The 19,920-nt window shown below is 49.1% G+C and carries 16 protein-coding genes; 2 read left to right on the top strand and 14 right to left on the bottom strand.

Annotation, left to right across the window (positions count from 1 at the left end; genetic code table 11):
* Nucleotides 1-12: 12 nt before the first annotated feature.
* The 9 genes from HP399_RS08420 to HP399_RS08380 form a co-directional block, all read right to left on the bottom strand.
* On the bottom strand, nt 13-708 hold the full coding sequence (locus tag HP399_RS08420) for an iron-dependent peroxidase (protein ID WP_173618739.1): 696 nt from the start codon (nt 706-708) through the stop codon (nt 13-15).
* Nucleotides 699-1,976, bottom strand: a complete 1,278-nt coding sequence (locus tag HP399_RS08415) for a normocyte-binding protein (protein ID WP_173618740.1) — start codon at nt 1,974-1,976, stop codon at nt 699-701. The genes HP399_RS08420 and HP399_RS08415 overlap by 10 nt, the downstream gene beginning before the upstream one ends.
* Complete coding sequence (locus tag HP399_RS08410; protein ID WP_173618741.1) at nt 1,973-3,841, bottom strand: PP2C family protein-serine/threonine phosphatase; 1,869 nt, start codon at nt 3,839-3,841, stop codon at nt 1,973-1,975. Before HP399_RS08410 ends, HP399_RS08415 begins: the two co-directional genes overlap by 4 nt.
* 20 nt (nt 3,842-3,861) lie before the next feature.
* Nucleotides 3,862-4,701 (bottom strand): PP2C family protein-serine/threonine phosphatase, encoded by an 840-nt coding sequence (locus HP399_RS08405; RefSeq protein ID WP_007728090.1) that lies wholly within the window; start codon nt 4,699-4,701, stop codon nt 3,862-3,864.
* 5 nt (nt 4,702-4,706) lie between these two features.
* Entirely contained in the window at nt 4,707-5,237 is a 531-nt protein-coding gene (locus tag HP399_RS08400; protein WP_173618742.1) for an FHA domain-containing protein, read from the bottom strand.
* A gap of 69 nt (nt 5,238-5,306) precedes the next feature.
* Nucleotides 5,307-5,861: an FHA domain-containing protein gene (locus HP399_RS08395; RefSeq protein ID WP_173618743.1), complete on the bottom strand. Its 555-nt coding sequence runs from the start codon at nt 5,859-5,861 to the stop codon at nt 5,307-5,309.
* Between the two features lie 332 nt (nt 5,862-6,193).
* Nucleotides 6,194-6,646, bottom strand: coding sequence for a J domain-containing protein (locus HP399_RS08390; RefSeq protein WP_173618744.1), 453 nt, complete (start codon nt 6,644-6,646; stop codon nt 6,194-6,196).
* A gap of 102 nt (nt 6,647-6,748) precedes the next feature.
* Nucleotides 6,749-7,174, bottom strand: coding sequence for a hypothetical protein (locus HP399_RS08385; RefSeq protein WP_007728098.1), 426 nt, complete (start codon nt 7,172-7,174; stop codon nt 6,749-6,751).
* A 150-nt stretch (nt 7,175-7,324) separates the two neighbouring features.
* Nucleotides 7,325-9,493 carry a transcriptional regulator gene (locus HP399_RS08380; RefSeq protein ID WP_173618745.1) on the bottom strand — a complete coding sequence of 723 codons (2,169 nt, stop codon included), beginning with the start codon at nt 9,491-9,493 and terminating at the stop codon, nt 7,325-7,327.
* A 550-nt stretch (nt 9,494-10,043) separates the two neighbouring features.
* On the opposite strand from HP399_RS08380, the gene HP399_RS08375 reads away from it, so the two are divergent.
* Nucleotides 10,044-12,083 (top strand): VWA domain-containing protein, encoded by a 2,040-nt coding sequence (locus tag HP399_RS08375; RefSeq protein WP_173618746.1) that lies wholly within the window; start codon nt 10,044-10,046, stop codon nt 12,081-12,083.
* Here the strand turns inward: HP399_RS08375 and HP399_RS08370 are convergent.
* From HP399_RS08370 to HP399_RS08360, 3 genes are all read right to left on the bottom strand, one after another.
* Complete coding sequence (locus tag HP399_RS08370; RefSeq protein ID WP_173618747.1) at nt 12,064-12,990, bottom strand: serine/threonine protein kinase; 927 nt, start codon at nt 12,988-12,990, stop codon at nt 12,064-12,066. The genes HP399_RS08375 and HP399_RS08370 overlap by 20 nt on opposite strands.
* Nucleotides 12,991-13,082: 92 nt before the next feature.
* Nucleotides 13,083-13,853 (bottom strand): isocitrate lyase/PEP mutase family protein, encoded by a 771-nt coding sequence (locus HP399_RS08365; protein ID WP_173618748.1) that lies wholly within the window; start codon nt 13,851-13,853, stop codon nt 13,083-13,085.
* A gap of 14 nt (nt 13,854-13,867) precedes the next feature.
* Nucleotides 13,868-15,088: an MDR family MFS transporter gene (locus HP399_RS08360; protein ID WP_370642676.1), complete on the bottom strand. Its 1,221-nt coding sequence runs from the start codon at nt 15,086-15,088 to the stop codon at nt 13,868-13,870.
* Nucleotides 15,089-15,236: 148 nt separating this feature from the next.
* On the opposite strand from HP399_RS08360, the gene HP399_RS08355 reads away from it, so the two are divergent.
* Nucleotides 15,237-17,090, top strand: coding sequence for an SgrR family transcriptional regulator (locus tag HP399_RS08355; protein WP_173618749.1), 1,854 nt, complete (start codon nt 15,237-15,239; stop codon nt 17,088-17,090).
* 517 nt (nt 17,091-17,607) lie between these two features.
* Here HP399_RS08355 and nagA read toward each other — a convergent pair.
* Together nagA and HP399_RS08345 are read right to left on the bottom strand one after the other, a co-directional pair.
* Nucleotides 17,608-18,777 (bottom strand): N-acetylglucosamine-6-phosphate deacetylase, encoded by a 1,170-nt coding sequence (gene nagA / locus HP399_RS08350; protein ID WP_173618750.1) that lies wholly within the window; start codon nt 18,775-18,777, stop codon nt 17,608-17,610.
* A 45-nt stretch (nt 18,778-18,822) separates the two neighbouring features.
* Nucleotides 18,823-19,902 carry an NAD(P)H-dependent flavin oxidoreductase gene (locus HP399_RS08345; RefSeq protein WP_173618751.1) on the bottom strand — a complete coding sequence of 360 codons (1,080 nt, stop codon included), beginning with the start codon at nt 19,900-19,902 and terminating at the stop codon, nt 18,823-18,825.
* Nucleotides 19,903-19,920 lie beyond the last annotated feature (18 nt).

Below are 19,920 nucleotides of genomic sequence, written 5' to 3'. Positions count from 1 at the left end.
GGTCAAAAACCTTTAGTACAGTGCAACACTGTCGATTTGCATCGTTTCCTCGACATCCAAAATGCCGAAATGATTTCGCCAATAAATCTCTGTATGGAACCGAACCGGCAGAAAAATATCCTTGATTAAAGCGAGCTTGGCATGTGCGGTTTCACTCTCCGACTGCCCGACGTAAATCAGTAGCTCATCTTTTTCTTCGCAATTGGCGTAAATGGTAGAGTGAGAGAAAATTTTGCGCATCGTATCCTTGAGCAGGTACACTGCTTCGCCGGTCTCATACAAGCGCAAAATATTGCCTGCGATAATCTCTCGCTCCTCTTTGGTAAAAAGCCGGATATTTTCCTGTACCCGACTGCCGAATAGACCCGCTTCCAAGTCGCGCAATACAAAGCGGATGTGGTATTCACGCTTGTTCATCCCCTGCGACAGATCGATCTCGGCTAGCAAATGGATGATGATATCAAACAAGGTATGCCGAAGCTCTGCATCTTCCGAGTAATTGGCGTCAAAAAGATCACGGAAAATATCGTCGAAGCGGTAGTACGGATTCACTTCTACTGTCTTGTCCACCGTTTTGGCGTTGATGGCCTCATGACTCAGCTCCATGTAGGGCGAATACACTTTGGCCGCTTTGAATTGGATGTCTTTATTGGCGATCCCGGCGCGTTTTGCACGAATAACCAAATCCCAGATGTAATTCAAGCCCATTCTCCTTCACACTTGTATTCCGGAAAATACATCTGAACCTCGGAGACGAGGAAGCTCATCCTATCTTGGAGAATAAAGCTGTTCGCCCCGCGTCTCCGAAAGCCGAGAGCCATGATCTTCTTGTCGTTTTCTACACGAACGTTATCGCTAATGAACGGATTCAAGCCGTACGTCGCGGGAGGACGATTGTTTTTGTCCCGAATCTCAACATTCACTAGCTCCAGCTGCTCAGCGGCTTCAAAGGAATGGACGATTCGGATAATCTCTCCTTTGGCTCGTACGGTCATCGCCTGCTTCCGGGCATAGCTCCCAACAAAGCTGTTTTTGCGTCGATTGGACACTAATTCGTAATTGAGTCTTCCGATACGGGTCGTGACAGGCTGTGTAATTTTACATACGTTCCAAACTCCCGACTTCTCCTGAGGTGAGACTATTGTCAGCTCTTCCGGTGACCGCTTGATGTAGCGAATCAGTTCCTCATCTCCATCCACCAAATAACCGTGCTCACTGCCTGTCTTGCGTAACGACAGGACATGCTCGAAGTTCACCCGGTCAATGGCAGGTACGGGAAAGCCGATGTTTTTTAAAGCCAGACGCTCGATGTTCCATAGCGGAATGACGTCCAGCTTTTTGTAAGGCTCCCACTCATCGAGGGTAATCGACATTTCCAGTATCTCTTCGTCTTCTGTAAACGTGCCCTCACAGGCAACCAGAATGACATCGAAAAACTTGCTAGCGTAAGGGTGATTCACCGTTTTCCACGGCATCCCGTTCTTTTGAAACATGTTGTACAGCTTTTCCAGCTCATCCATATACACACGGCTTTGTTGGAGGCGCACTTCGATTGGATAGTGATTGCCTCCCGTATTCAGCCGACCCTTGAAGGTTCGCTTGCTCATCATCAGCGCCTGTATCTTGTCGTACTCACACTCTAAAAAGATCGTCATCATGACCGCTTCTTCCTGGTTGCTGAGCTTGACCGCCAACTCTTTGCGATCACATATCTTCTTTTCCTCATCGCCAGGGATCATCGGGTACAAATACTCGTGAATCGGGTCAAAGTCATCGCGATGACAGAGGGTCACGTAGATGTCATGCTTATCTTCCTTGTCCTCAATCTCGGTAAAAACACGCTCCTCCAGCTTCTTCTGCATCTCCTCCTGATACTCGACTAGGTTGAGGAAGACACCGTTCATGATCTGCTTGAGCAATCTGCGCTGCTCCAGCTCCTCCATTTTGTTCAAACGATCCAGTACGATCTCTTTCATGGCGTTTTCGCTGCCTCCTCCTGTGTCGGATTGGCTGTAGCTGGTGGATTAGCTTGCGGTGGCTGAACTGACTGAGTCGCCGGAGCTGTCGCGGCTGGCGGAACTGCTTGATTGGTCGGCGCTACTTGGGGCGCCGGAACTGGCTGGTACGTTGGAGCCACCGGATTGCCTGGGACTGTCTGGTTCACCGGGGTAGTTGGGTTAATCGGAGCCGTCTGGTTAACCGGTGCCGTTTGATTCACCTGAACTGCCTGAGGTTGACTCGCAGCACTCGTCCCTTGCACAGGTGGCTGGCCTGCTGGCGCACCTGCCGAAGGCGGAGCAGCAGGAGGATTCAGCTTCTCCTCTGCCTTTGTCACCTTGCGTTCCACCGCCAAAACTTTCTCCAGCACGCCAATCTCCTGATAAATTTCCTGCGCCAGCGTATACGATTGGATCGCTCCCTCGAAGTCTTGCGCCGCATAGCTCTCATCGCCTTGCTTCTCCAGCTTGTCGCCATCGAGAGTCTTCTTTTCCTTATCGATACCAGTCTTTTTGGAAGCTACCTCGTCCAGCTTGGTGCGAAGCTCCTTTTCTCCTGTTACAAAGGACGTTTCCAGCGCCAGCTTGCGCGCCTTTTGGTAATAGGCTTCTGCACCAGCGTAATCTTGCGCCTCAAACAAGAGATCGCCTTCCTTTTTCCATTGCATGACGAGCACATACGATTGTGTCTTTTCTTTCTTCTCCAAAATCTCCGGTTCGTTAAAATCTTCGCGCCCTTTCATTTCCTTGAGCGCCTTGTCGTACTTCTCCAATGCTTTGGCATACTGTTCATCTTTTACAGCCGTATCTCCATCCACGATCAACTGTGTAATACGGATTTTTTTCGCCAAGAGAGTGGCCTGAATTTTGTTTTTGACGATATTTGCAGCATTTCTGGCATCGCTGTATGCCTTGAGTGCCTTCGGATAATCGCTCTCCGCAATGAAAGCGTCTCCGGCGGTTTCATGCTCAAACATCCCTGTCGCAGCATCCGCGATGCGCTCCGCTTCCTTCATCTTGAACAGCAGAGCCCCGCCTCCAGCCAAGGCAAGCACGAGAAGGATGAGTGCCACCCGTTTGATAATCCGCCATTTTTTTTGCGGATCTGTCTTGAAAATTTTGTTCGCAAAAATAGCGGCTACCGTGTAGTTTTGAACGACATGCTCTTGTTTGCTCAAAAGCACGTCTTCCAACGTATCGATCCAGGCTTCAGGATCTTTCGCCTCTTGAAGCCCGTCCTGCATCTCGGCCGGATTTACCTTCTCCCACAGACCAGGGGTGGCAAGCAGAAAAACATCACCGTCATAGAGTGGGAGCTTCTTGGAGACAAACGGACGAAATTCATTGGGTGTCCCCAAATAGCTCAAGAGATTATGGCGCTCCTCGTGCTGATCAAGTGTGTCCTCTGCGATTTCCTCCCCATCCACCATCTGTTGGGCGAGACTCTGATCCTTGCTCTGCCATTGCAGTCGGCCATTGCGAAACTGATACAGCCGGGTGTTACCAGCGACCCCGTACCTCACTCTGGCATAGTCCGTTACGATTACAGTCAAGCTCGCCTTTAGTCTAACGCGATGGCTCTCGGCTTGCAGGACACGATGGGCCTCCTGCAAATAGCGGCGAATACGATAACGCGAAATGGACGGCTTCTGCAAAAAGTAGCCCAGAACGCTTTTGGCCGCCAACTCTGCACTTTCTACTTCCTGATCGTTGTCTAATCCGCGGGCGATTACCCAGCACGCGATATCATCCAGCTCGGCGAAGGCAAAGTAATCCTTGTTGCGAACGAAGCTGCCTGATTCGGATAGAAACCCGGTAATGAATTCACTGTTGTCCTTTCTCATTCGTACTACCCGCTCCCCCGTTACCAGCCTTTTTCCAGGATGAGAATGGTTGCGTTGTCCTGATTGGCTTTTTGCTTGCTTTCCACCGCTTCAATGATTTGGTCAGCCGCGTCATGGGCAGCGATTTTTTGGAACAAAATCTGCTCCAGCTCCATCTCGGTTAACGTATCGTAGACGCCGTCACTACAGAGAATGACCTTGTCTCCCTTCTCAAGCGGAAACGGCTCACGGCCAATTTCGATATTTTGAAAACTCTCGTAGCCCAAGTAGTTGATCAGCTGTTTTTTCTGCGGATGCTCCAACGCCTCGTCCTTCGTAATCTCACCGGACAGAAAACGCGCCTCCAGCACCGACTCATAAATGTCTTTTTGATTGATCGGGATGAATTCTCCGTTCCGGAAAACGGTAATGATACTGTCCCCAACCGCTCCCCAGTACAGCTTGTCCTCGACGATTACGCCAGCTACCAGCGTTGTCCCACCCCGACTTCCTCTCAGTGTCTGCAAAATCTCCGAATTCGCAAGGGAAGCTGCACGTGAAAAGAAGAGGGACATATGCTTCGGATTGTCCAGCTTTGTAAACTCACGGATAAAAGTAGTCACGGCAAGCGTTGAAGCAAGTCTGCCGTTAGCCAGTCCACTGATTCCATCAGCCAAGACCGCAATCGTCCCATGAGACGATGTTGCCGTAGAAAAGTAATCATCCTGCTCTTCTCGTCTACCGATCGTCTGTCCATTTCCGATCTGGATGACAGGATTCTTTTCTTGCCGGATCAAAGCTGCACGTAGACGAAACAAAAGAGTAATGGCAATGATCACGCCAAGGACGACCAGATACGGGATTGCGCCCTGTTGAAACATGCTCATCATTCCTTGCCTTTGTTGGAGTTGTCCCACTCGAAGTGAACACCGCACAGCGGGATGAAAATAAAGGTACTCTTTCCGAGCTGGAGCACATCGTACGCAGTGAGCTCGACTGGTGTGTACACCGCTTCATTGTTATGATAGGCAAGCCCGGACGCATCACCCGGGAGCAAGTAAAAGTTGCGTTTTTTCGGATCGTAGACAATCACCGCATGATTGCGGCGAGAGATCGTGTTGTCTCCGACGATTCGGATATGCATATCCTCTGCGCGACCGATGAAGTTCTTCTCCGCCATAATGCGGTAATCTTGACCTTGTTGTGGCCCCTCAATACATACCAGCCAGCCGGTAACAGGCTCAATTCCTTCTGTTTCCCCCAGGTACGGCATCGTCTTATCGTCGTCTGCCACTCTCGCTGGTGCTTTGTTGTCCGGTTTCGCCCCAGGCTCAACGACCATACTGCAATAAGGGCAGATGCTTCCGTGTTTTCTGGTGCTAAACATGTGACCATTCGCGCATCTTGTCAAACTCATTCTTCTGCTCCCCCGTTTCGTTCCGTGCAAGGACGATATATATGTGTAAAAGCGATGTTTACCCCGTTGTTATTTCAGCAATAAGCGGGTATTAGCTATGTAAATGACGTCGCCAGCCTTAACTTTATGCGGCTGTTCAATCTCCAGCTTGCTCTTGTCGCGTTTGTTCGGCTGCTTGATGCCTGTGCCGTTTTTGGAATGAATATCCTCGATGAACCAGTCCCCAGACGCTTGATTCAGAACCGCATGCTGCTTGCTGATCAAGGCAGCGTATTCCGCGTCCGCCAAGTCGATGTCGACCTCGTTTTGCGCGGAGCTTTTGCCGATCAAAAGGGATGTCTCCCCTTGGATGAACCACTCCTTCACGCTCTCTCCCTCTTCATCTAATAGAACCAGTTTGGTGACGCCATCCTCTTTCTTTGGCTCCGGTTCGTCGGGGCTTCCGAATCTGACGATAATGACCCCGAACAAAAAGAGTCCGAAGGCAATTCCTGTAAAAATTTTCAGAGCGTTGCTGTCCGTATAACCAAAGACATAAATGAGTGCACTAATCACAAGAATGGAAATCAGCAGCTCTATGAGCTTCACTCTGATGGACTTTTGGTACCCTTTTTTCTTCGCCACATCTTTCCCCCCAATCAACTACCTCAAAATGCTCTTGTTCAAAAATTTGTCTTTTCAGCACCGCGAAAGTTACGTGAACCTGAAGAAGGAGGAGCGCAGTGTAGGGGACCTACATGAGCACCGGACTTCAAAGGTGAACGTAACTTTCGATGCCGAATTAACTTCGAGAATGACTTCGTGATCAAAAGACGAATTTTTGAACTTCCTTGTAAGAAAAATGCTCCGAGCTTTGGGAGAATGGTGTATGTATGGACATCCATCCAAAGACAGGAGCAGGTTGCTACTACCTCTATGTCATGAAAGAGCTGTCAACCAAGCCCGATTTTTCCATTTTATTTTTTCTTCGTGCGGAAAAACTGTTCAAACATATCCGTCGTATCCAGTGGATTTTTCTTTTCGGATTTCATGGTGTTTGGATTAATCTCGCCTGTCTTCGGATGAAAACCAAAAAATCGTTCAAAGGTGCTCCCTAAATCTTCGAAGTTCACACCCGCTGCAGACTGTGCTTGCTGTTTGCTTTGTCCTTGTTTTGTGCTGCTTGTATGGCTGGTCTGTTGTTGTTTCTTTTGCTGAAAAGCTTCGTAGCGCGCGTCGTACGCCTCGCGCAAGGCTGAGTCCTGCAATGTCTGATAGGCCTCGGTAATTTCTTTAAAGATTCGCTCTGACTCACTGCTCCCGGCATTGACATCCGGATGATGCTGCTTTGCCAGTTGACGGTATGCTTTTTTGATGTCATTCGTGGAAGCTTGTTTGGTTAGCCCCAGAATCTCGTAATAATTTTTCATTCTCGCACCCTCTGTCTGGCAATGATTTTGGTTATTTTGTAGAGCCGTACCTCGAACACGGCTTTCGAGATACGGCTCTTCCTACCTTACTTCTCTCAAAACCTAAACAGCGTAGCCGCCTTCGATTTTGGTGAGTTCGGTTTTGTCTTTCTTTTGCTTGATGAAGATGCTGAATGTTCCTACACCCTCGGTATCACCGAAGCTCTCGTTGTAATCTACTACGAATGCGTTCGGGAAGTAGATTTTGCGGATCACTTGATCAGCAGCGATTACTTCCAATGTTACTTTGCGGTAGCAATCCGCTTTTTCTGCTGGTACCAAAGACCAGAGAGCCAGCTTCATGGTGTCATCCGCACTGTCACCATCTGTTGCAGTGATGATTTTGCCAGTCAGTTTCAGTGTTGCACCCACATCTGTGGAGCGCGCGTTGGAATCGTCTGGCGTGTCAGTGTCGTACTTTACTGTCTGAATGTTGTCCATGCCCAGCTCAATTGTTTCAGAACCTTCTACTTTGAGTCGAAAACCCATGAATAAAACCTCCTTGAAATGAAATCTTGCTCTCGAATTACCTGATTGGCTTCGAGGCTTATGTGTAAGGGTGCGTTTTGGAAAACACACCTCTAACCACCTGCGTAATGTGTCAAAAAGTTTCATAAACAGCTCTCCAGGGGATCAGTGCTATGCTTTGACCGGAGTCGTTCCTTTGGTGATGGTGACCTCCAGGTTTTTCACATTGCCGTTGAACACCAGATCGATATGGCACAGATTGCTCTTATCATCGATGATGTAGCTCATGTCATCACCATCGTGAATGATGGAGTTCACGAAGCCGCGTGTGCCCAGCCATTTGCTTTTTTGGCTGCTCGGATTGTTACTGAAGAACTTCACGATGTTATCGTGTTTGAAATCACCCGTCTGGAAGCGGAGAATCCGCTCGATATAGGTGCTGACCAGTGTTTTGTAGATGGAATCAAAGCCGTCCTCTGCCATGGCGAGGCTGCGTGCCTTGTACACCGTGATGCGCTTGATATCTTTGCCTTGGATTTGTGCATTTTCCGAAGAGAAGACGAATCCAAAGTTTTTGCGGTTGATGGAATCTTTGATGTTGTTGGTGAAGCCAGAGATTTCTTTGGCCATTGTGGTGATAGCGCGCAGTCCATTTTCACCTGCTTCGATGTCAAAGCGCACACCCGGATATTCGCGGCTAACCACTTTGAATGTTTCGCGCAAGTACTCTGGACACTGGTATGCTGCCACGACACCAGCAGCTACATAGCTGGCACCGACGTAAACACCCTCGATCCACAGCTTCAGGATGTCTTCTTTTTCCTGGGACAGCTTCACGCCGTCTTCGGTTTGCAGCATTCTGCTGTCGATGACAACTCCTGATTTATCTTTCGGAATAATCGTGAAGTTCGGAATACACGGGATAGCGAATTCGCTGAATTCTTTGCGCACCAGGATTCCGCACTTGTCGATGTATTTATCAATACCCGCTGTCGCCATGCTGTTGAAGGTCGTCTCTTCACCTGTACTGAAGCTGAAGAACACTTGTACCTTGAAGTCCTTGACGACTTGAAGCAGCATGGTGAGCGATTCCATCGTATTGCCGTCCTGCTTGACGACTTTTTCGTTCCCACGGAAACGCTCGCGAGTCACTTGTGCTTTTCCAGCGGAATCCATATCAACCGATGGCACGATTCCGAACCAGATCGTATCCGTGAAGTCGTTTTTCGCGTTGACCGTGTTCAGATAAGTCTCCAGACGTGGAATGTTGCTGGACTTCACGAGCATGTCGAGCTTCGTATTCGTGATCACCATAGCTGGCTGCATGCCTTTGTTCTTGGTCACGTACTGATCGAAGAACATCTTCACGCCCAAAATTTTCTCGACCAAAGGCTTCACCGTTTTTACGAAGTCGTCCTTGGCGTTTTTGTAAAACTCCAGATACGTATTGTAGTTCTGTACTTCTGTCTCAATGTTGACTTCGGTATGTACCGTCGGCAGCGGGCAGAAGGTGCGCACCACGAGATCTTTTACATAGGAGGATGGCGTCTCTGTGATCGACTCGTAATCCTCTTCGAAAACGTTCATCAGTCCGTTTCCACTGTTTTCATCGAGAACCATCAGCTCGCGGCTGTCACTCTTCGGTGCCTCGATGATCTTCAGTTCTCCGTCTTCCCCAATCGTCAGCATCCCGATCTGAATCGCTTCGGATTGATTCTCCTCTTGTGCGCCGCCCAAGAGCAGTCGTGTTTTGATATCTTCAATCGCCAGCGGCAGCATCGCCATGACGTTGTTGTAGTTTTTGCTCGCATCCTCGAACATCGTGTTCAGCTTGTCACCGAGATCGAGCTTCTTCGGATCGCCATCATCGAGCTTTTCGTAATGACCGTACAAGTAGTGAATCTCTTTGCGCACCTGACGGATGTCATCCATCACTTTTTTCGGGGAAATCATATCGAGCAAATTCTCGAATTTGAAATCCACGTTGGTGATACCTTGGCTACGCTTCGTATCAATCAGGGTAAACAGCATTTTCAAGAAGTCGTTGCTCTGATCGATCTTGATCTCGGAAATCGCATCCTCTGCAATTCCGTCAGGCTTTTTCAAGGTGTACATCACTTTTTGGTTCGCTGCATTGTAGAACGAATACACACTTGGGGAAAACTTGTCCAAAAATTCATCGAAGCTGCGAACGAGGAGATGCTCGTTGATCTCCTTGATCTTGTCGTCGCTGAGACTGTCGATGCCTTTTACATCTCCAACAATGGTGATCAGGTCCAATTTTTCCGGATTGATCTCTTCGAACAGCATGGTTCGGTTGGTCTGGTTAATAATGTCCATAAATGGCCCCTTTCTGTTGTCTACATAACCACTTAGTCCTACTTGATAGATGATGAGTCCTACTCCACGAATAAAGATACAAATCGTGACATTTATACCAAAAACAAACAAAAAATCTTGCCTTTAAATTAAACTTTGCCCGCATTATTTGTCAACATTCCGCGGATTGTGACAAATTCCCTATGCCTCTGCGACCATTCTCAGTATTTAGACCCATTTTATTCCACTAATATTCCTTTTCTTGGATTTCCGTTTTATGCTGAAGACACAGAGTCTCCTTTCCTAGGTCTTCGAAAAAATAGGGATAAGCCTCGTCTTGTCCACTCTCTTACTAGGAAAGAAGCACAAGGACTGATAGATATTTCTCCCTAGTTGCCGCTGGGGAGTATTATGCATTCACCTCATATTTACAAAAATGGGTGTTATTAACTTTTATATACATCGGCAATAGGAAACCGATCTTTTATACGAACAAACATTTATAGGTAAATCGTCCCATTTTAGTAAGTCATGAACTTTTTAAAATTTTTTTCAGAAAAAAGGTGAATGTATGTACAAAAATCGTCAGTCAACCCTCTCTCTGCCGCCACTTTTTCGACTGGTGGTCATTGGACTGCTCCTTCCCATGCTCTTCTTGTCCGCCCCTCTTACTGCGGGGGCAAATGGAACAGCAGATGCGGGAGTAGACGCGGTCTTTGTCATTGATACGAGTAATTCCATGAACAAAACAGACCCTGGCAAAACAGCCGCTGAGGTCATGAGTATGTTCATTGATATGAGCGAAGCCACGCGTACCCGCATTGGCTTTGTCGCTTATAATGATCGGATTGTACAGGCTCAGCCTCCAGCGAGCATGGCAGAAGCAAGAAATCGGGAACAGCTCAAGCGAACCATTCAAGGGTTGCGTTACTCTGGGTATTCGGATTTGGGGCTCGGTTTGCGCAGAGGGGCAGAGATGATTGAAAAAGCAAAGGACCCGGCTCGCAAGCCATTTTTGATCCTTCTCTCAGACGGGGGAACAGATTTGCGGCAAAATGCGGGTGGCAGGAGTGTGGCAGCATCCAACAAGGACGCAGAGACAGCTATCTCGAAAGCAAAAGCGCAAGGCTATCCGATCTATACGATTGGCCTCAATAGCGATGGCTCCGTCCAAAAGGATCAATTGAAAAAAATCGCAGAGGCAACAGGCGGAACTTCCTTTGTCACACAAAGCACGGATGATCTGCCTGAAATCTTCAATCAGATTTTTGCCAAGCATATTCAATCGCAGCTCGTGTCGGTGGCAGCCATGACAGCTACCGGAGGCTTACAGGAAGTGACCGTGACCATTCCTAACTCCAGCATGCAGGAAGCGAACATCATCCTGTTGTCCAACAATCCGCTGCTGGAATCGCAAGTGTACTATCAATCGCAAAATGTGCATTTTATGAAATCTAAAAAATACTCGCTGATGAAAATAGAAAAGCCGAAGAAGGGAAACTATCTCGTTAAATTTAGAGGCAAACCCGGGGATTTGGTGAAAATCAATTTACTGGGGAATTACAGCTTGATGGCTGGTGTAGAGGTCAAGCCTGAACCTGTTATTAAGGGGAATCCTGCTGCGTTTACTACCTATCTCCACCATCTGGAGGGTGGCAAACGACTGGAAGACAAGGATGTGTACGCATCCATGCAAGCAGAACTGATCGTAAACGATCTTGTGGGGAAAAAAGAAGAAAAGATCCCGATGAAGAATCTTGGTGATAGCTTTACGGTCGACTACGTCTTCCCTCACACGGGCAAGTACGAGTGGAAAATCTTTATGAACGGCCCGGACTTTTATCGCGAGACGGCTTCGAGCGTTTTTGATATCACGAATATCGCGCCAGTTGCTGCCTCGGTCAATACCTTGACGATCGAGAAGGAAAACGGCGAGCAAGCTATTGATTTGGGTTCGTTCTTCACGGACGCCAATAACGACAAGCTGACCTATACCATCGTCACTACTGATCCCGACGAACGATTTGTCGCTACGATTCAAGACGCGGCTTTGAAGCTGTCACCAGAGAAAAGTGGCACATCAGAAATCACCATTACCGCCACGGATGCGGAAGGAGCAAGCGTCACAGGCCCGCTCGTCATTACCGTGCACTCGGTATGGGATCGCTACATTACCATCGGCATGATTGTGTTGCTCGTAGCTGCGATCGGCTACGGTGTTTACCTGCTTACACGTCCCAAGCCTGCCTTTGTGGGTCGTCTGGAGGGGTATTTCCTGCACACGGCAACCGGCCACGACATCCCTGTCAAGTTTTGGCCGCTCGCCTCCTTTGGCAAAAAACAACGGATCACGTTGCAGGAGCTGTTCACCAGTTTGGATGTGAATGAGCATTTGCCCGAAGCGCAAAAGATTTACTTCCAGCCAGGAAAAAATCAGACGCTGCTTCTGGTCAATAATAGTCACTGCACAGTTGAGCGGGGCAAGGAAACCATGCCCCGACATAAAAAGCTCGTCCTCCAATATAACGACAAGGTGTATGTGACCTTCGAGGATCGGATGACCGAGATCGAAATTCGCTTTAAGAAATCATCTAGTGAGGAAGCTTCCTAAGAGAGAAGCGAGCCTTTCCTTTCCAAATCAGATGCTCTGCACGAATCGCTGTCGCAAACAGCTTGAGTGTGGGGCATCTTTTTTTCGAGTCGACGGCCAATCCCCACATAATGACATTCGCGAGCAGCAGCGGAACATCAGGGTTGATCGTTCGGATCGATGGTAAGCGATCCTCAATCACTCTTGCCGCCACATCAACGGGACGCTCTTTGGTTAGACAGTAATACAGCGTGGCAGCCAGGCTGTAAATATCCGAGATGACTCCTTGCTTGGATTGACCCGAGTAAAACTCAAGCGGTGAATATCCTTCTGTCGTCACAATCGGCTTGGGTTCATCACTCACGAAATAGATCGCGGAGCCAAAATCGATCAGCACAGGCTGACCAGCTTCGGTGACCAAGATGTTTTTGGGCTTGATATCGCGATGAATGATGCCTTTTTTGTGCAAATAGTCTAATCCGTCAAATACCGGAAGTACCGTCTGATGCAAAAATGCTCCCAGATCAAGCTCGGCTTGGGCTAATACATACGCATCCAGCGTCTTCCCTTTGCAATAGTCCACGACGAGATACCCTGTACCATTTTCGGCAAAATGGTCGATGTATCCGATGATATTTTCATGATTTAGTTCTTTGTGTAGGGACGCCTCTTGCCAAAAGCCGTCTAGCAGCATGTCGAATTTGGTTTGTAACGATGGTCTGCGACAAATGACCTTCACGTGATCCAAATCTCGCATCGCCAATGCTTGAGGGAAAAACTCTTTGAGAATGAGTGTCCGCTTGCTTTTCATATAGTAGACCACATACACATTCGACAGCTCACTTGTGGAAATGGTCTTTTTGATCCGATAAGCTTTTTGCAGGATCGTGCCTTTTTTCAGACCTCTTTCCCGCTCTACCTGTCCCATGTCATGGCCTCCCCTATCTTTCCTCTCAAAAAATGATAACGAAAGATGGGGGATTATGGCAATATGATTTCAATTCATGCAGGCTCCATTGATTATCCTTCGTAGAGCGCCCTGCTGTTTTTCTCGGCTATGAGGCGTTCCGCACTTTTACTAGCGTATGCGGCTATTTGGTCATAGAAATCGTTACCAATACTGAATCGTTTCACGCCCAGCTCTGCCAGCTTATTTGTGTCCGTCAAATGCGGCCGCGACAAGACATTCAGCGGTGCTGGCACTTGTTGCACAATACTTCTCATCTCTTCTTCCGCACATAGCCCGGGGACAAATATGCCACTTGCTCCGCTTTCCACATAGGCTTTTCCTCGCAAAATCGTTTCCTCGAAAGGATCATCCTTCCGAAAATACGTATCGATTCGCGCATTGATATAAAATCCCTGAAAACCATGAGCGTCCAAGGCGGTTCTCATTTTTTGCAGGAGGGCTGCCTGCTCTCCTAACTCTTTTAATCCCGGCTTCGTTTTAAAAGAATCCTCAATGTTGATGCCAGCAACGCCCAAGTCAGCCGTTCGCAACACATTTTCCACGACGGTGTCTGCATCTTCACCATAGCCTGCTTCGATATCTGCTGAAACCGGGATGTGGACGTGGTCTACGATCATTTTGATAATCGCTAGATGGAGCCCAAAATCGATCTTTTCTCCATCTGCAAAACCAAGTGATGCCGCGATTCCCCAACTCGTCGTACCTATTGCTTGAAAGCCACTCTTCTCCAGAGATCGCGCCGAGAGTACGTCCCAGGCATTCCCTAAAAACAGAAGATCGTCCGTATGATGTAGCGCGTTGAATTTTTGAATGTGATTCATTTTAGCACCCCTATTCAAATCATTACTTGTGAAGTTTTATCACAGCTTTTTCTTTGATGTTGCCGCTGCTCCCATAAGTACTGGCCGCGTTGATAGAACGGAAGCGCGATAAAAGTCAACAGCATGAGGATGGCGAAGATGATTGGCCCTTGCCCAAAGCCGAGTACCTGGAGTAGCACCCCGCCGATCCACGCACAAACACTCTGTCCAAGGAAGGCAAAGCCGCTGGCTCCGTAATACGCTCCACGTAAATGCTGGGGAGCGATCTCCCCGATCAGGATATCTCCGACGACAAAGCACAAGATTTCGCCGATCGTAAACACCACCATCGCCACGGAGAGCCAAAACAAATCCGTAAATAGCCCGAAACCGAACAGCCCCAGCCCAAACAATAGACAGCCCAGCTTCAATGCGGTCATCGATGAGTACCGCTTCATAAACTTCGCAAGCGGATATTGAAGCGCTAAAACCGAGATGGTATTCACCACAAATAAAAAGGAATACGCCTCTACTCGATCATGCCCAATATACTGCGAGAGTGTCGTGTCCAGATGTGAGTAGGCACCAGCGACGAACAAATTCCCGAGCAACAAGTAAAGAAATACTTTGTCTGTAAAAACAATGCGTGCCATCTGATTCAAGGTGACCGGATCAGCAGCCACGTCCTTCTTCAGCTGTTCCTTGAATATGACCATAAATACCACCAACACGACTGCGTACACGGCAAAAATGATGGCTGTAACGAGGAATGGCAACAAGGATGTGCTTCCTGCGCCCAGCTGCAAGCCGATTAACGGACCGATTGCTCCACCTAGGTTGATCGCGAAATACCTGGCGTTGAAAACAGCTGCCCGCTGATCATCCGACGTGACATCAGCCAGCAGGGCACGGGCTGTCGGCTCAAATACGTTTCGAAAAAGGCCGTTACAAGCACTTAAAACAAAGAACATCCATGTCTCCGTCGCAAAAACGTACCCGATCAAGACGATACTCCAAGCTCCCATCGCAGTGATCATCACTGGATATCTGCCCAATCGGTCTGACAGAGCTCCCCCAGCAAAGCTGCTAATCGTTCCGACCAGCAAACTGAGTGCGAGAATCGAGCCAACAATCGCCGGATCAATTCCTTTTACCTTTCCTAAATAAATGCCTAAAAACGGAAGTGTCATAAAAAAGCCTGTGCGTGACAAAAAGGTTCCGATAATGACACCCCATGCCACCGGATGAAATCTCATTCTCCCCATCTCTCTTTCCCATTCCCGTTTGTTATCTCTCGTGTTATCTTCAGTATATGGAACTAGAAAAAGGAGAAAAAGGGTTCGATTTGATTGAATCTGATCACCTTTTCGCACATGCATTTTTATATGAGAAATGGGGGCCTGCATGGTTACCGTTCTGCATTTTTTAGAGCTTCGCTCGTTTTTTCATCAAGAAGAAATCGGGAAACCGTTCCCTGTCACCATCGAAAAGTTAGCTGGGATTTGGCACTGTACGCCTCGCTACGCCAAGCTGATTGTCCGTAAGCTAGTCGAGCTGCGTTGGGTCGAATGGAAGGCGGGACGCGGGCGAGGGAATGTCTCGGTCATGACACTTCATGCTGATTCCGATGAAATCCTCCTCGCTGAGGTCAAGCTGCAAATAGACAAGGGCGACATCAAAGAAGCAATGGAGCTCATGAATCGCTACGGCAAAACAGCCGTCAAAGACCAGATCATGGACTGGCTCTCGGAAGGAATGGGCTTCTTACGCCACTCGGTATCGAACCGTTCCCAAGATATCATCCGCTTTCCGGTGTACCGCACGATTGTGACGCTGGACCCTGGTCACGCTTATTATCACTTCGATGCCCATTTGGCGGGACAGATATTCAATACGCTCGTCCATTATGATCTGAACAGTCGATCTATTTTGCCTTCCATCGCCCACTCATGGGAAAGTAGTTCAGATGCCAAGCAGTGGACCTTTTATTTGAAAAAGAACGTGCTTTTTCACCATGGACGGGAATTGACTGCCCATGATGTCGTGTTTTCCTTGAATCGACTACGTTTTCATCCAGACACGTATGAAGCAAGCTGGATGTTTCGTGACATAGAACTGATTGAGGCTATGGACCAGCGAACCGTGCGCATCCTGCTAAAAGAACCGAATTACTTGCTGCTGCGGCTATTGGCAACGATTCCCGCAAGCATTGTTCCAGAAGAAATCGTTCGGCAGGATGAGAAAGGCTTTGGAGAAAAGCCAATTGGAACCGGCCCCTTTCAGCTGACCCGCCTTGACGAGGGGATCTGTATTCTAGAGGCATTTTCAGCTCATTTTCTTGGGAGACCACAGTTGGATCGTGTGGAAATTTTGATCTTCCCCGAGTTGGATATGGGGCGCCTAAAAGAACCAAACTGGGCATCAGTGATGGTGTCGCACGGTGTCCAGACGAAAGCACAAGCATTGAAGGAAGCAGTCATTCAGAATGGTCAGGACTGGTGCGATACGGAGGCGTTTTTTTCCTGCTGTAATTTGCTTGTTTTTAACCAGTGGAAGAGCGGTCCGCACAATCATATCAAGTTCCGCCAAGCGCTGGATAGGCTGATTGACCGAAATCAAATGATAGCCGATTTGGGCGGAGATCGCTTCCACCCGGCAAAAGGCTTCCGCACGTATCACCCTGTTTTAAGGGAGGTAAGAGCGAGAGAGAACCAGCAGCCCTGCCATGCTGAGATCATGTCCCTGCTACAGGAAAGCGACTATCAGGGAGAAACATTGCGTCTCGTGACCACAGCCTACCATGAAGAAGATGCGCTGTGGATTCAACAACGATGCGGCGATTATGGCATTCATCTGGAAGTCGCCGTGAGAGAACCATGGGAGTTTTCGAATCGCGATTGTTTGCCTGAACATGACTGCCAGCTTTACGGCAATGTGTTTAACAGCGATCAAATTAGCGAGCTGGAGATGTATTTGCAAAGAAATTACTTTCTCCCCGCATTTGATGAAACATTGGCTCGGGCGATCAACAAGGAGATTTGCTTGACGTTCCAGGAGCCAGACCGGCTTGCTCGGGAACACCATCTCGCCAGGATCGAAGCCATGATCAAGGAAAACTACGCAGTCTTGTATTTGGTTCAGAAAAAGACGCTTACGTTCTTTCACAAGTCTTTGCGAGGCGTGTCGATCAACTCCTCGGGGTGGCTGGACTTTCATAAGATCTGGTTTCAGCCGGAGGCTTTGCAGCAGCAGTTGTAACGAGAGGCGCGGTTGTGGTGGAGGAAGAAATGCATTTCCAGTCTACGCTTCGGCCTCCGCCCCGCAAGGGGGGAAAACTGTCCGCTCCGAAATGAATGGCGGGAGCGCTTCAAACGTAGACCGTTTCGATGAGGTATTCCATAAGTGAAGCTGAAAACCCCCGCCATTCATTTCTACGCTGAGTAGGGCTCCAGAGGCGCTTGGACTGGAAATGCACTTCTTCCTACGCAGCTTTTGTTAACACCATTTTGAAAGGTCATCTTGGAAGAAAGACGTTATGAACGCACTCCCTGAGTTGACGATCATGAATGGTGTAAACCAGACAGAAGTCAATAGCTGTACGAAAGCCCTGTCACATGTTTGGAAGGAGACCGCCCGAACGAAGAGAGGATACAGGCGACTGGAAAACATGTGGCAGGGGTTCTCCCCGACCACAACCGTCCGGGGACATCTTTATTCTTTCATGCTAAAAAAGCAATCCAAGAGCGACCTTGGACTGCTTTTTTCTATTAAGAAGCTATTTTGACTGGTCATAGACTTCTTTACCCGCAACGTACGTCATGGTCACGTCAAATTGTGAATTCAATACCGTAATATCTGCATCATATCCTGCCGCCAGACGTCCTTTACGCTCGCCAAAGCCAAGGATGCTTGCCGGTGTCAGGGAAGCCATTTCCACTGCATCTGGCAAAGAGACTCCGCTTAGTGTCACCATATTGCCGACCGCCCGATTCAACGTCAGGATACTTCCAGCAAGTGTTCCATCCGCGAGCTTTGCCTGATTATCATGGACGTGAACCTCTTGCCCACCAAGGTCGTACGTCCCTTCGCCCATCGCGGCTGCCCGCATGGAATCGCTGACGAGCGCGAGCCGTTCTGCCGTTTTGACCCGATACAAAATCTTCATGACCGCTGGATGCACATGGATGCCATCTGCGATCAGCTCGGTGCTCAGCTGCTCATGATACATCGCGGCGCCCACTACACCCGGCTCTCGATGATGCAGCCCTGTCATGGCATTGAAGCAATGTGTAAAATGGCGTACGCCCGCCTCTACCGCTTCCGTCGCTTGGGCGAACGTAGCTCCTGTATGTCCAGCAGACACGATGACATCGCGTTCTTTTAACCATGCAATCGCTTCGAGTGCTTCCGGTTGTTCAGGCGCAATCGTTACGACCTTGATCAGACCTTCTGAAAGCCCGTAAAGCTTTTGCACGGCATCAAGCTTGGGTGTCGCAATGTTTTCTTCTTTTTGCGCTCCCTTGTAACGAGGATTGATCCACGGACCTTCCAGATGGATGCCGATCGCTTGTGCCCCCGGAAGCCCTTCTCTGCAGTTCTGCGCGATGTTTACCAGCACCTGCTCCAATTGATCATAAGGAGCCGTCATCGTCGTCGCCAAAAAAGACGTCACCCCATGCCGTGCAAGTGCAGCTGAGATGGCCTGAAGTGATTCCGGTGTCCCGTCCATCGTGTCGTATCCGTCAATCCCATGCATGTGCATATCGACGAATCCAGGGCAAATCCAGCCATCCTCTACTATCACCACCTGGTCTGGCAAAGCTTTTCCATATTCATCTGCCTTGCCAGCATAGGTGATCGTTCCATCTTCCACGACTACGAGACCATTATGCAATTCCTGTCCATCTGCGACAAGGTTCCCTTTGAGAGCGTATTCCTGGTTCAATTTGATTTCCTCCGTCTTTAGCGTGGCTTTCTTTGCGCGTTTATTCTACTGGGGCTGCCCCAGATTGCTGCAAATCCTCGTCGTCTCCGCTGCCAGCTTTTCAACGAGCTCACTCGCGCTAATTTCCTGGCTGAGTGGAGCTGCCTGTCCCGCCCACATCGACATGTACGCACTTTGCTGCTGCTTGCCCGCTGCGGCTCGAATGTCTTTGGTCAGGGCATTTTGTACCGGATAGGTCGGGAGCTCGGGATCATGTGGGGCGAGTGTCGTCATAAACTCATTTTGAATGCCCCTTGCCCATTTTCCAGAGAAAGCACGTGTCATCACGATGGACTCTTCACGCGTCTCCAGAATGGCTTTCTTGTGCAGGGCATGTGCTCCGCTCTCCTTGCACGTTAGAAAAGCCGTTCCGAGCTGTGCCGCCTGTGCCCCGAGCGCGAGTGCTGCTGCGATCCCCCGCCCATCCATGATCCCTCCTGCCGCGATTACGGGAACCTTGACCCGATCCACCATTTGCGGGACGAGCGCCATTGTTCCAATCATATTGCTTGGCGAATCCGGCAAAAAGGACCCACGGTGCCCGCCTGCTTCGCTGCCTTGAGCGGCAATCATATCGACTCCGCTCACTTCCAATGCAATCGCTTCGCGAACGGTTGTCGCTGTTCCGATGACAGTGATTCCCCGCTGCTTCAACTCTGCCATCAAGCGATGATCGAGAACTCCAAAGGTAAAGCTAAAAACGGCGGGCTGTTCCTCCAAGACGACAGCCATCTGCTCAGCAAACGGCTCTGTAAATTGCGTCACCTGCGGATTGTGCGGGATGCCCAATCGATCTCGCACATCATTCATTGCCTGGGCAACGCCTTCTGCGATCGGCTGGTCGGTATCGAAATCTTCCGGAATAAACAGATTCACGCCAAATGGTTTGTCCGTTAGCGCCCGAATGGACTTGATCGCCTCACGAATCTGCTCAGGAGACATATACGCAGCACCGAGCGTTCCGAGTCCCCCTGCTTCTGAGACAGCGGCTACCAGCGCAGGTGTGGTCGCTCCGCCTGCCATTGGCGCCTGAATAATCGGCCATTTCAAATGTAAACGGGAAGTGATAGGATTGTTTGTCCACATGGTTTTTTCACTCCTCAA

Source organism: Brevibacillus sp. DP1.3A (genome assembly GCF_013284245.2).
Lineage (GTDB): Bacteria > Bacillota > Bacilli > Brevibacillales > Brevibacillaceae > Brevibacillus.
The sequence above is the reverse complement of the archived record's forward strand: the minus strand, read 5'-3'. Positions and strand labels throughout refer to the sequence as shown.